General features: G+C 65.1%; 13 protein-coding genes. 8 read left to right on the top strand and 5 right to left on the bottom strand.

What is annotated here, in order from left to right:
* The first annotated feature begins 80 nt into the window (after positions 1 to 80).
* From XI04_RS34445 to XI04_RS34425, 5 genes are all read left to right on the top strand, one after another.
* Complete coding sequence (locus tag XI04_RS34445) at positions 81 to 1118, top strand: ligase-associated DNA damage response exonuclease (protein ID WP_271609664.1); 1038 nt, start codon at positions 81 to 83, stop codon at positions 1116 to 1118.
* The gene (locus tag XI04_RS34440) at positions 1115 to 2989 is read left to right on the top strand and encodes an ATP-dependent DNA ligase (protein WP_271609643.1); all 1875 of its coding nucleotides are present in this window, start codon (positions 1115 to 1117) and stop codon (positions 2987 to 2989) included. The genes XI04_RS34445 and XI04_RS34440 overlap by 4 nt, the downstream gene beginning before the upstream one ends.
* 304 nt (positions 2990 to 3293) lie before the next feature.
* Complete coding sequence (locus XI04_RS34435; RefSeq protein WP_028140881.1) at positions 3294 to 3596, top strand: DUF6460 domain-containing protein; 303 nt, start codon at positions 3294 to 3296, stop codon at positions 3594 to 3596.
* A 21-nt stretch (positions 3597 to 3617) separates the two neighbouring features.
* Complete coding sequence (locus XI04_RS34430) at positions 3618 to 4352, top strand: MBL fold metallo-hydrolase (RefSeq protein WP_038973202.1); 735 nt, start codon at positions 3618 to 3620, stop codon at positions 4350 to 4352.
* A 2-nt stretch (positions 4353 to 4354) separates the two neighbouring features.
* Complete coding sequence (locus XI04_RS34425) at positions 4355 to 5680, top strand: MATE family efflux transporter (protein ID WP_152102264.1); 1326 nt, start codon at positions 4355 to 4357, stop codon at positions 5678 to 5680.
* Between the two features lie 150 nt (positions 5681 to 5830).
* Here XI04_RS34425 and XI04_RS34420 read toward each other — a convergent pair whose 3' ends face one another.
* Both XI04_RS34420 and XI04_RS34415 read right to left on the bottom strand, forming a co-directional pair.
* Positions 5831 to 6928, bottom strand: coding sequence for a quinone-dependent dihydroorotate dehydrogenase (locus XI04_RS34420; RefSeq protein WP_028140878.1), 1098 nt, complete (start codon positions 6926 to 6928; stop codon positions 5831 to 5833).
* Positions 6925 to 7269, bottom strand: coding sequence for a DUF952 domain-containing protein (locus XI04_RS34415; RefSeq protein WP_018320827.1), 345 nt, complete (start codon positions 7267 to 7269; stop codon positions 6925 to 6927). Before XI04_RS34415 ends, XI04_RS34420 begins: the two co-directional genes overlap by 4 nt.
* Before the next feature lie 308 nt (positions 7270 to 7577).
* On the opposite strand from XI04_RS34415, the gene XI04_RS34410 reads away from it, so the two are divergent.
* Positions 7578 to 8228 (top strand): S24 family peptidase, encoded by a 651-nt coding sequence (locus XI04_RS34410; protein WP_028140877.1) that lies wholly within the window; start codon positions 7578 to 7580, stop codon positions 8226 to 8228.
* 49 nt (positions 8229 to 8277) lie between these two features.
* Here the strand turns inward: XI04_RS34410 and XI04_RS34405 are convergent, their stop codons facing one another.
* Together XI04_RS34405 and XI04_RS34400 are read right to left on the bottom strand one after the other, a co-directional pair.
* A complete protein-coding gene (locus tag XI04_RS34405) occupies positions 8278 to 8769 on the bottom strand; it encodes a DUF3237 domain-containing protein (RefSeq protein ID WP_038947311.1) in 492 nt (163 codons plus the stop codon).
* Between the two features lie 42 nt (positions 8770 to 8811).
* Complete coding sequence (locus XI04_RS34400) at positions 8812 to 9270, bottom strand: ester cyclase (RefSeq protein WP_152102266.1); 459 nt, start codon at positions 9268 to 9270, stop codon at positions 8812 to 8814.
* Between the two features lie 93 nt (positions 9271 to 9363).
* Here XI04_RS34400 and XI04_RS34395 point away from each other — a divergent pair, with 93 nt between their 5' ends.
* Positions 9364 to 9975 (top strand): TetR/AcrR family transcriptional regulator, encoded by a 612-nt coding sequence (locus tag XI04_RS34395; protein WP_049801938.1) that lies wholly within the window; start codon positions 9364 to 9366, stop codon positions 9973 to 9975.
* Between the two features lie 105 nt (positions 9976 to 10080).
* Positions 10081 to 10833 carry a carbonic anhydrase gene (locus tag XI04_RS34390; RefSeq protein WP_028140874.1) on the top strand — a complete coding sequence of 251 codons (753 nt, stop codon included), beginning with the start codon at positions 10081 to 10083 and terminating at the stop codon, positions 10831 to 10833.
* Between the two features lie 177 nt (positions 10834 to 11010).
* Here XI04_RS34390 and XI04_RS34385 read toward each other — a convergent pair whose 3' ends face one another.
* Positions 11011 to 12654, bottom strand: a complete 1644-nt coding sequence (locus XI04_RS34385; protein WP_152102268.1) for a lysine--tRNA ligase — start codon at positions 12652 to 12654, stop codon at positions 11011 to 11013.
* Positions 12655 to 12820: the final 166 nt, after the last annotated feature.

Genomic DNA, 12820 nt, shown 5'->3' with positions numbered 1-12820 from the left:
ACTCTTTAAGAGGATGGATGCGCGGGTCAAGCCCGCGCATGACGGCTTAATTTGGAGCAGCCCCTTCCTATATGTCTCACATGCGTCCGCAAGACATCCTGCTGCCAGTTGCTGCCGGCCTGTGCTGCAAGCCCGGCGGCTTCCATATCGATCCCGTCCGCCCGGTCGAGCGGGCCGTGATCACCCACGGCCATTCCGACCATGCCCGCGCCGGCCATGGTGCGGTGCTGGCGACGCAGGAAACGCTGGACATGATGCGGCTGCGCTATGGCGAGAATTTCGCCGGGTCGACGCAAGCCATCAGCTATGGCGAGGAGATCCGGCTCGGCGATGTCTGCGTGAAATTCCACCCGGCCGGCCATGTGCTGGGATCGGCGCAGATCGCGGTGACCTGCAAGGACACCTGCATCGTCGCCTCCGGCGACTACAAGGACGCGCCCGATCCGACCTGCACGCCGTTCGAGCTGGTGCAATGCGACGTCTTCATCACCGAGGCGACGTTCGGGCTGCCGGTATTCCGGCATGGCGATGCGAGCGACGAGGTCAAGAAGCTGCTCGCCTCCGTCGCGCTGTTTTCCGAGCGCGCGCATCTGGTCGGCGCCTATTCGCTCGGCAAGGCCCAGCGCGTGATCGCGCTGCTGCGCGCGGCCAGCTATGACGCCCCGATCTATCTGCATGGCGCGATGGAGAAGATCACCGAGTACTATCAGAGCCGGGGCATCGATCTCGGCGAGCTCAAGCCGGTGAAGGGCGTGAAGAAGGCGGCGCTCGCCGGGACCATCACGCTGGCGCCGCCCTCGGCGACCTCCGATCTCTGGACGCGGCGCTTTCCCGATCCGGTCACTGCGTTCGCGTCAGGATGGATGCGCGTGCGCGCCCGGGCGCGGCAGCGCGGCATCGAGCTGCCGCTGGTGATCTCCGACCACGCCGACTGGGACGGCCTCACCGCCACCATCGCCGCGACCGGTGCCGGCGAGATCTGGGTCACGCACGGCCAGGAAGATGCACTGGTGCATTGGTGCCAGAGCAAAGGCCTGAAAGCGCAGCCGCTCGACCTCGTCGGCTATGGCGACGAGGAGGAGAGCGAGACGGCGCTTCAAGACGAGGCCGAAGCATGAACCGCTTCGCCGAGCTGCTGGACCGTCTCGCCTACGAGCCCGGCCGCAACAACAAGCTGCGGCTGCTCACCGGCTATTTCCGCGAGGTCGGTGACCCCGACCGCGGCTACGCGCTGGCTGCGCTCACCGGCGCGCTCAGCTTCAAGCACGCCAAGCCGGCCCTGATCCGCGATCTCATCGCATCGCGTACTGATCCCGTGCTGTTCGGGTTGAGTTACGATTACGTCGGCGATCTCTCGGAGACGGTGGCGTTGATGTGGCCGAAGACGCAAGACAATGCGCAGTCTTTTCCGGGCCCCCCCTCTCCCCCGCCCTCCCCCACAAGGGGGGAGGGAGCGCAGCGGAGTGGGGCGCTGTCAGCGAGCACAATATCTCTTGGCGATTCCCAAAGTGAGGGACGCACGAGCTTCTCCGTTCCCTCCCCCCTTGTGGGGGAGGGGCAGGGAGGGGGGTACTCCGGGCGAGATGCTGATGAGTCCCGTCACGCCCGCAACCACAACAACCCACCGCCGCCGGCCCTAACCGAGGTTGTCACCACGTTGCGCACCCTCGGCAAGACCGAGCTGCCGAAACAGCTCGAGCGCTGGCTCGACGAGCTCGATGAGACCGGGCGCTGGGCGCTGCTGAAACTCGTCACCGGGGCGCTGCGCATCGGCATCTCTGCGCGCCTCGCCAAGACCGCGGCGGCCGCGCTCGGCGACAAGGACCCGCACGAGGTCGAGCTGATCTGGCCGGGGCTCGCGCCGCCCTATCTCGACCTGTTCGCCTGGCTGGAGGGCCGTGGCGAAAAGCCGGTCAACCGCGATCCCGCACCGTTCCGCCCGGTGATGCTGGCGCATGCGATCGAGGACAGCGATTTCGCCGCGCTCGATCCCGCCGACTACATCGCCGAGTGGAAATGGGATGGCATTCGCGTGCAGGCCGTCGCCGGCCGGGACGAGCGCGGCCACACCACGGCGCGGCTCTATTCACGTACTGGCGAGGACATCACGGGGAGCTTTCCGGATCTCGTGCCGTCGCTGCGCCTTCCGGGCGCGATCGATGGCGAGCTGCTGATCCTGCGTGAGGGCCGTGTGCAAAGTTTCAACGTCCTGCAGCAGCGGCTCAACCGCAAGGTCGTCTCGCCCAAGTTGATCAAGGAATTTCCGATTCACCTGCGCGCTTACGATCTGCTCGGCGACGACGAGAACGATTTGCGCGAGCTGCCGTTCGCGGAACGGCGCGAACGGTTGGAGACCTTCATCAAGAAGCTCGGCGATCCCCGCATCGATCTGTCCCCCACCGTTGCCTTCTCCAGCTGGGAAGCTTTGACTGCCGCACGCGCCGATCCCGCAAGTGCCGGTGCCGGCGAAGACGCGGACGCCGTCGAAGGCGTGATGCTGAAGCGACGCGATGCGCCTTATCTGCCCGGACGTCCCAAGGGCCAGTGGTGGAAGTGGAAACGCGATCCGCACATCATCGATGCCGTTCTGATGTATGCGCAGCGCGGTCACGGCAAGCGCTCGTCCTTTTATTCCGACTACACGTTCGGCGTCTGGACCGCGGGCGAGGGCGGCGACGAACTGGTGCCGGTCGGCAAGGCCTATTTCGGCTTCACGGACGAGGAGCTGCTGCAGATCGACCGCTTCGTCCGCCGCAACACCACGGAGAAGTTCGGCCCCGTCCGCCATGTCGTGCACGAGGGCGAAAAGGGCTTGGTGCTGGAGGTGGCGTTCGAGGGCCTGCAGCGCTCGCCGCGACACAAATCCGGTGTCGCCATGCGCTTCCCCCGCATCAGCCGCCTGCGCTGGGACAAGCCGCCGCGCGAGGCCGATCGGCTGGAGACGCTGGAGAGGATGCTGAAGGCGGACGCGGCGGAGGTCGAGGTGTGAGGTGCGTGATCCTGAGCGCACGCCTCGTCCTTCGAGACGACCGCTTCGCGGTCTCCTCAGGATGAGGCTAATCGGCATCGGTGCGCGTTGAAACTGCTGCCGCGCACTCCGTCCTCATCCTGAGGAGCCCGCCTAAAGCGGGCGTCTCGAAGGATGGCGGCCGCGAAAAACTCTCATTGGGCTGCGGGAGAGACAAACCGACCGTCGAATTAAACTCCCGTAACCCGATTGACGCCCTGTTGCGGGTTCCCCATCTGCCTCGCCGTGCCCTATAATGGGTCGAATCCGCCTACAGGAGTTTGAGATGGTCCAAGACGTCAGAGATTTGCCGGCCGGCCGCAACGACGGGCTGAACCGCTTTCTCGGCGGCTCGCCGCTGGCGGTCGCGTTTCGCCTGGTCCTGCTCTCGATCCTGGTCGGCGTCGTGCTCGCGGCGATCGGCTTCGATCCCTGGAACATCCTCACCAGCATTCGCCTGTTGTTCCAGCGTCTGTGGGATCTCGGCTTCGACACCATCAATTGGCTGTGGCGCTACTTCCTGCTCGGCGCAGTCATCGTGATCCCGATCTGGCTGCTCTCGCGCGTGTTCGGCACGCCGCGCCGGTAGAGTTTTGGGAGCCCGCAGCCGATGCAATTGCGCTTTGTCGGCTGCGGCGATGCTTTCGGCTCCGGCGGCAGGCTCAACACCTGCTTCCACGTCTCGGGGCGCGAGGCCAACTTCCTGATCGATTGCGGCGCGTCGGCTCTGCCGGCGCTGAAGCGGCTTGAGATCGCGTGCGAGGACATCGATCTCATCCTGATCACGCATTTCCACGGTGATCATTTTGCCGGGCTGCCGTTTGTCCTGCTCGACGCCCAATTCTCGCGGCGGACGCGGCCGCTGACGATCGCCGGCCCGCAAGGTATCGAGACGCGGCTGCGTGAGGTGATGGAGGTGCTGTTCGAGCACTCCTCGAAGACACAGCAGCGCTTCGAGCTAAATGTCGTCGAGCTCGCGCCCGAGCAAAGCCGGACTTTCGGTGCCGTGACGGTGACGCCCTATCCGGTCGTGCACGGCGAATCCGGTGGCCCCTTCCTCGCCTACCGCATCGAGGCCGAGGGCCGCACGCTCGCCTACAGCGCCGATACCGAATGGACGGAGACGCTCATTCCGCTGGCGCATGGCGCGGACCTTTTCATCGCTGAAGCCTATATGTACGAGAAGGTAGTCAAGAACCATCTCAGCCTGAAGACTTTGGAACAGTATCTGCCGGCGATCGGCGCGAAGCGGCTCGTCCTCACCCATATGAGCGACGACATGCTTTCGCGCCTCGAGGCTCTGCCTCATATGGCGGCCGAGGACGGCATGGTCGTCGTGTTCTGACCATGCACGCGCCCGTCCATCCCAAAGTCGGCACACGTGAAGTGTTCGCCATCGCCGGTCCGGCGATGGTCGCGAACCTGACCACGCCGCTGATCGGCATCGTCTCGACCACGGCGATCGGCCGTCTCGACGATGCCGCGCTGCTTGGCGGCGTGGCGATGGCCTCGGTGATCTTCGACTGCCTGTTCTGGCTGTTCGGCTTCCTGCGGATGAGCACGCTCGCCTTCACCGCGCAATCGCTGGGCGCGGGTGACACGCGCGAGCCGACCGCGATCCTGGCGCGCGGCTTCATCGTTGCCGGCCTGATCGGCGCCGCGCTGATCGTGCTGCAACTGCCGCTGGCCGCTTTGCTGTTCGACCTCATGGGCGGCAGCGAAGGTGTGACGCAGGCCGCGAAGATCTACTTCAAGATCCGGATCTGGTCGTCGCCGTTCGCGCTCGCCAATTACGTCATCCTCGGTTGGCTGATCGGCCAGGCCCGCGCCAATTCAGCCTTGATGCTTCAGGTCGTCATCAACCTCGTCAACATGGCGGCGACGATCCTGCTGGTGCTGGTCTACGACACCGGCATCGCCGGTGCCGCGATCGCCGCGCTGTTGTCGGAAGCGGTCGGGTTCGCCCTCGGCGTGATCGTCTGCCGCCATTATGCCGATGGCGGCTTCTCCGTGCCGTACGCGACCCTGCTCGACCGCGACAAGCTGTTGCGGTTGCTGGCGGTGAACACCGACATCCTGATCCGCACTGCGGCGCTGATCGCCGTATTCCTGTTCTTCACCGCCAAGGGCGCGCAGGCCGGCGACGTCACGCTGGCCGCCAACTCGGTACTCAACAATTTCCTGCTTGTCAGCGCTTTCTTCCTCGACGGTCTCGCCAACGCAGCGCAGCAGCTCTGCGGCCGCGCCGTTGGCGCGCGCGATGCAACGGGCTTTGCGGATTCGACCCGGCTGGTGCTGCTATGGGGCCTCGGCTTCGCGCTGGTGGTGTCGGGACTGTTCGCGCTGTTCGGGCCGCATTTGATCGATTTCATGACGGCGAGTGACGACGTCCGCCGTGCCGCGCGCGAATTCCTGCCGTTCGTCGTGCTCGCGCCGATCCCCGGGGTATTCGCCTTCGGCTTCGACGGCATCTATATCGGCGCGACCTGGGCGCGCGAGATGCGCAACCTGATGCTGGCTTCGCTGCTGATCTTCCTCGCCGCCTGGTGGGCGCTGCAGTCGCTCGGCAATGCCGGACTGTGGTGCGCGCTGATGGCTTCCTACCTCTCGCGCGGTGGCTTGCAGGCCGCACGCTATCCGGCGCAGTTCCGGGCGACGTTCTCGAAATCATAGCTCTCGTGTCCCGGACGCGCTGCAGCGTGAAACGCTGCTGCGCAGAGCCGGGACCCATTCCTCTCGAACTCGCCGTCACATGGGCCCCGGCTCTGCAGCGCACCGCGCCGAAGGCGGCGCGCTGCGCTGCGTCCGGGGCACGAGAGCGCCTTACATCCCCGGCCAGTCTTCCGCCGTGAGGGTCGCCGCATCCGCGCCGACGATCTCGGACAGGGAATCCCGCCCGGTGCGAAGCAGCGTCGAGGTGAGGTCACGCTTGATCTCGTCGACGAGGCCGAGGCCCTTGTAGATCAGCGACGAATAGAGCTGGATCAGGCTCGCGCCGGCGCGGATCTTCGTCAGCGCGGCACCGCCCGAATCCACGCCGCCGACGCCGATCAGCGGGAACGCGCCCTCGACGCGCACATAGGTTTCCGCGACCATGCGCGTCGACAGGCGGAACAGCGGCCGGCCGGACAGGCCGCCTTGCTCCTTGGCGCGCATCTCCTCCCGCAGCGTGCTCGGCCGCGCGATCGTCGTGTTCGACACGATCATGCCGTCGACCCGGCGCGAACGCGCCACCTGCACGACGTCGTCGAGCTGGGCGAGGCTCAGATCCGGCGCGATCTTGAGCAGCACCGGCGTGTCGCCGGCCTTCTGCCTGACACGCTCGCGCGCGTCGATCACCCTTGCGAGGAGATCGTCGAGCAGGGCGCCTTCCTGCAAATTGCGCAGGCCCGGCGTGTTCGGCGAGGAGACGTTGACGGTGAAATAGCTCGCGACCGGCGCAAAGGTCTCGATCAGCTTGACGTAGTCGGCGACGCGGTCCGGCGAATCCTTGTTGGCGCCGACATTGACGCCGACGATGCCGCCGTGCTGCGCGCGCGCGGCAAGCCGGCGCAAGGCGACGTCGGCGCCGTCATTGTTGAACCCCATGCGGTTGATGACGGCCTCGTCGCGCTCCAAACGAAACAGCCGCGGCCGCGGATTGCCGCTCTGCGGCTTCGGCGTCACCGAGCCGATCTCGACGAAGCCGAAGCCGAGCCGCAGCAATGCGTCCGGCACCTCGGCGCTCTTGTCGAAGCCCGCGGCCATGCCGATCGGATTGGGAAAGTTGAGCCCGAAGGCGCGCATCGCGAGCTTGGGATCGTCAGCGCGCGGCTTGACCGGCGGCAGGAAGCGCAGTCCCTGGATCGCGAGGCGATGGGCGTCTTCCGGATCGAGCCAGCGCAGCACCGGCAGCGAAAAGGCGTCGAAAGCGCGGATCACGGCAGCAGCTCCGGAGTGTCGTGGCCGCCGTCCGAGCGGATGTTGAGGTTCATCACCGACAGCACCGCGCCGAGGTCGAGCTCGCCATAGAGATGTGGAAACAGCTCGTCATTGCGCGAGCGCTCCCAGCGCAGCTCGCTGCCGAGTGCGTCGCCATCGACCTCGACCAGGAACAGCGCGCGCTGTCCGACATAGTGCTTGCGCAAGGTCTCGGGAACCTGGGCAGCGGTGGAGAAATGGATGAAGCCGTCGCGCGCATCGTCCGCGCTGCCCCGGTAGACACCTTGCCGTTCCGCCTCGCGCCAGGCCGAGGCCGGACAGATTTTGTAGATCTTGACCACCGCTTGCGCAGCCCTGTTTGCTCTTTGAGTCAGCTCTTTGAGTTTCTTGGGTTTTTTCGCCGCGTGCGGGTCCCCGAAACCCGGGCGCGACCGTAAAGGCCGCCCCTTCCGAACTCAAGGCTTAGAGCCTATTCCGTTCCGATGAAATCGGAACGGGGCTCTAGATTCCTATTTTGGCGCGTTTTTCCAGAGGCGAACCGCTATCCACATCGCTTGAAGGCGCGCCTGCCCACCGCCTCTTGCGCGAAAAACGGAAAACCGGTTGATTTGAGGATAGTTTTCCTGAGTTGCGACGGGCTGGACCTTGCATGGTCAGACAGGCCAAAGCGCAGAGGATACTGACGCACGACCAGATCTGGGTCGCCCTGGATCGGCTGGCGGCGCGCGCCGGTCTGTCGCCGTCCGGCCTTGCCAAGCGCGCCGGGCTCGATCCCACCACCTTCAACAGGTCCAAGCGCGTCACCTCCGACGGCCGCGAGCGCTGGCCCTCGACCGAATCGATCGCAAAGGCACTGGCCGCAGCCGACTCCTCGATCGAGAGCTTTGCGCGGCTGATCGACGATGAGGCCGGCGACGGTCGCTCGGTACCGCTGCTCGGCTTCGCGCTGGCCGGCGCGAGCGGCGCTTTCGATGAGGCCGGCCTTCCATCCGGCAAGGGCTGGACCGAAACCGCGCTTCCCACCGAGGACAGCCACACCTTTGCGCTGGAGATTTCCGGCGATGCGCTGCTCCCTGCCTATCGCGACGGCGACCTCATCCTGGTCTCACCCGGCGCACCGATCCGCAAAGGCGACCGCGTGGTGGTGAAGACCAAAGGGGGCGAGGTGGTGGTCGCGACGCTCGGGCGCCGCACCGCGAAGGCGCTGGAGCTTCAGTCGTTCGATGCGTCGCAGGCCGGGCGCACGATGGCGGCGAGCGATGTGGCGTGGATCGCGCGCATCATGTGGGCGAGGCAGTGAGGGCGAGGGGGCGCTCACATGCAGCGCACTCTACGCATCCACGGAGCTCTCACAGCACTTCGAAGATCTTGTAGGCGACGGCACCTTCGACGAGGTAGCCCTTGCCGACGCAGACGATGTCGTTGAGCCAGGCATAGGTTTGCGAGCCGGTCTCGAACAGCGGATTGGTGCGGAAGTAGTATCCGGCGGGATCGACCTTGGTACGTCGCGCGGGATCCGCCATCTCGGCGCGCAAAGACTGCGGCGTCACCCAGCGGCCGCCATAGGTCATGTAGATCAACTCGCCATCATGCGTCCGCAACGACAGGCGCACATCGAGGGTCATGGTACCATCGGCGCGGAATAACGCCCAGTCACCACCGCCCCGCAGCACCTCGCCGCGCAGGCGTGGCCCTTCGAACGAACCCTTGGCCGCCCCGAACAGCACGCGCTGCCCGATCGGCCCGGCGCCGAAATTGATGCGCGGATCGAGGTCGACGACGATGTCGAAGAGAAGCCTGGTCGCGAGGTCACCGACGGGCTTGATGCGGGGATCGGCCATGGTCTGACGCTCCTGTTTCGTGGATGGTGTTGCGTCGGCGGGCTACGCTGCCTGCGTGGCTTCGCCGAACAGCTTGCGCCTGACCACGTCGGTCGAAACGCCGGATTGAGCGCAGAGCTCGGAGAGATCGAAGACGAAGCGCTCATAAGCGATCTTGTCGTCGCGAAAGGCGAAGGCGATGAACACCGGCAGCTCCGCGCGGCGCCCGTTGGGCTCGGCCCCGAAGCGATCCCCCGTCATCGTCATCCGCGCGGTGCCCCAGCAGACCAGCGTGTCAGCGGAATTGGCGTGGCCGTCGAGGGTGACGTGATAGTCCGGGAAGGACTTGAAGAAGCGCGTCAGGATGCGCTGGTTTTCGGCGAGACCTCGCGCCCTGGTGCCGAAGGCCGGCGTCTCCAGCACCATGTCGGGATGCAGAACCTCCAGCGCCGCTGGGATGTCCTGCCGGCTCTTCGCGATTGCCAGCCTTTCCGCCAGCTCGAACATGCACCTGCCGTCCACGGCTCGTCTCGCAACATTCTAAATGTCTAATACATACATTATGTATGTTATATGCGGTTTGATACCAACGCGTCAAGCTTTAGGTTGCGCGCGATGCGGGCAAAGGATCCTCCGAGAAGTCGTCGGGAAGAGTACAGCGAGGCCACCAGGCAGGCGCTGCTCGATGCCGGCCGCGAGGCGTTTGCCGCCAATGGATTTCAGGCGGCGGGCATGGAGGCGATCTCGCGGGCGGCGCGGGTCACGCGCGGCGCGTTCTACCATCACTTCGCGGACAAGAAGGCGCTGTTCGATGCCGTCGTAGTCGCCATGCAGCGCGACGCGGCCGCCAGAATCGAGGCCGCGGCGCGCAATGAGCGCAAGATCTGGGATCGTCTCAGCGCCGGCATCGACGCCTATCTCGACGCCTGCGAAGAGCCGGACTACGCGCGCATCGTCATCCAGGAAGCGCAAGCCGTGCTCGGCGAGCCGCGCTATCGCGAGATCGAGGAGACCTATCCGACCGCGCTCCTGATCGCGACCCTGCGGGCCCTGAAGCGCGATGGCGAGTTGCACGCGGACGATGTCGATCTGCTCAGCCGGATGATCGACGCCATGATCTGCAAGATCGGATTGCTGCTGCCCCACGCCGACGATTCCAGGAAGCTGCGCAGAAACGGACAGAAGATCGTCGCCGCCGTGCTGGAGACCTTTCGCCAGAAGGTCTGAATCCGCTCCCGGCCCGCGTCGCCCTGCATCGCCATTGCGACTCACCGCCGCTCTCGCATAGGTTGCGGCCGATATTGCCGATCCAATTCATCTTAGGGGGATATGATGAATCGCCGTCACGCATTGAAGGCTCTGGCGGGTCTTGCGCTTTGTCCGCTCTGCAAGCCGGCCTTCGCCGCCGAAGGCGCGCATTGGAGCTATGAGGGCGTCGGCGGCCCGGCCAAATGGGGCGATCTCGATGCGGCCAACAAGGCCTGCGCGGTCGGCCTGCAGCAATCGCCGATCGACATCGAGGGGACGATCAAGTCGCAATTGCCGGTTCTGAAGCTGAACTGGGGCAAGAGCGCCGACACCATCGTCAACAACGGACACACGATCCAGCTCAACTTCGCCGAAGGCAGCACGTTGATGCTCGGCGACGTCAAGTACAAGCTGCTCCAGGTGCACTTCCACCGGCCGAGCGAGCACATGATCGGCGGCAAGAATTTCCCGATGGAGGCGCATTTCGTCCATCGCAACGAAGCCGGCGGCCTCGCCGTGGTCGGCGTGCTGATGGCCGAGGGCAGGCCGAACCCGGCCTTCGGCAAGATCGTCAAGACCATGCCGGCGGCGGAAGGCCCCGCGGTGAAAGCGGATGCGGGCATCGATCCTCACGCCATGCTGCCACCGAGGCTCAGCTACTTCCGCTATCCCGGCTCGCTGACGACGCCGCCCTGTTCGGAAGTGGTCGAATGGCTGCTGCTGACCACCCCGATTCAGGTGTCGGCCGCCGAGGTCGCCGCGTTCGCAAAGCTCTATCCGATGAACGCGCGCCCGGTGCAGAAGGATAACAGGCGCTACGTATTGCGCTCGGCCTGAGCGAGCGCTCCAATGAGCGCTGTCGTCCCGGCGAACGCCGGGACCCATACCGCGTGATCTCTCGGAGAGTGGCGGTCTTCGTACCAACGCAGGCGCAACTACGAATCTTCGCCCAACTTCTCCCTGTGGTTATGGGTCCCCGCTTTCGCGGGGACGACGATGGAGAAAGCCGTGGCCTCACGCGCTCCGCGCCAGCGCGCCGTCGATCATGTTGACCGCGTTCTGCACACCGTACACCGCCACGAAGGAGCCGAAGCGCGGGCCCTTCTCCTGGCCGAGCAGTACTTGATAGAGCATGTTGAACCAGTCCAGCGTGACCCCGGGACGGCCGTCCTTGCCCTTCTTGACCTGATCGAGGAAGGGCTCGCGGCGGCCGATCTCGTAGACGACGTTCTGGATGTCCTCGGCAGATGCGTCCTGCGCAAGCTGTGACAGCGCATCGCGCAGATCCTGCAGTGCGCTGCGCTCGGTGTCCGAGGGCACGCGGAACTGCTTCGTCGGCGCGACGAAGTCGCGGTAGTAATTGATGGCGTAGCCGACCATCGCATCGAGCTTCGGATGCGTCTGCGGCGAAACGCCCGGACGATAACGGCCAATGAAGCCCCACAGCGTCTCGGCATTCTCCGCGTTCGACGACGACACCAGCGTCAGCAGGAGCTGGAAGGTGACGGGCATATCGCCCTGCGGCGGCTTGCCGTTGTGGATGTGCCAGACCGGATTGCCGAGCTGCTGCTTGTCATCCTGCCGGGCAAAGCCGTCGATGAACTGCTGATAGTCGTCGACGTTGCGCGGGATGACGTCGAAATACAGCCGCTTGGCCGCCTTGGGCTCGCGATACATGAACAGCGACAGCGATTCCGGTGAGGCGTAGCGCAGCCATTCGTCGATAGTGAGGCCGTTGCCCTTCGACTTCGAGATCTTCTGGCCCTGCTCGTCGAGGAAGAGCTCGTAGTTGAAGCCTTCGGGCGGCGTGCCGCCGAGCGCCTTGGCGATTGCACCGGAGAGCTTCACCGAATCGATCAAATCCTTGCCGGCCATCTCGTAGTCGACGCCGAGCGCGACCCAGCGCATCGCCCAGTCGGCCTTCCACTGGCATTTTACATTTCCGCCGGTGACGGGCGTCTCCACTTCCTGGTTCGTATCAGGATCGACATAGGTCACCGTACCGGCCACGACATCGCGGCGGATCATCGGCACCTGGAGCACCACGCCCGTGGTCTTGCTGATCGGCAGGAACGGCGAGTAGGTCGCGCGCCGATCGGGGCCGAGCGTCGGCAGGATGATCGCCATCACCTTGTCGTAGGCAGCTAACATCTTGAGCAGCGTCGCGTCGAAGCGGCCTGATGTGTAGTAGTCCGTCGAGCTCGCGAACTCGTAGTCGAAGCCGAAATGATCCAGAAACGCGCGCAGGCGCGCGTTGTTGTGCGCACCGAACGAGGGGTACTCGTTGGAGAACGGATCTGGCACCCGCGTCAGCGGCTTGCCGAGATGCGCGGCCAGCATCTCCTTGTTGGGGACGTTGTCGGGCACTTTCCGAAACCCGTCCATGTCGTCGGAGAACGCCAGGAGGCGCGTCTTGACCTTGTCCTCGGTCAGAACACGGAAGGCATGGCGCACCATCGAGGTGCGCGCGACCTCGCCGAACGTGCCGATATGCGGCAGGCCCGACGGTCCGTAGCCGGTCTCGAACAGCACCTCGTCCTTCGGACTCTTCTTCAGCCGCGCGACAATGGCCTTCGCCTGCTCGAACGGCCAGGCGTTGGATTGTTCGGCGAGCGCACGAAGATCGCTCGGGCTCATGTTGGGATCGATAACGGACATTCAGAAGGGCCTCCGGGCCGCGGAAAATAGCGATTTCCGGGCAGAATGCAAAAGAACGGTTGTTGTCATTCCGGGGCGATGCGCCAGCATCGAACCCGGAATCCCGAGATTCCGGGTCTGGTCCTGCGGACCATCCCGGAATGACAATTCAACGATCTCGAGATTC

This window comes from Bradyrhizobium sp. CCBAU 11430, assembly GCF_028128855.1.
GTDB lineage: Bacteria > Pseudomonadota > Alphaproteobacteria > Rhizobiales > Xanthobacteraceae > Bradyrhizobium > Bradyrhizobium ottawaense.
The sequence above is the reverse complement of the archived record's forward strand: the minus strand, read 5'-3'. Positions and strand labels throughout refer to the sequence as shown.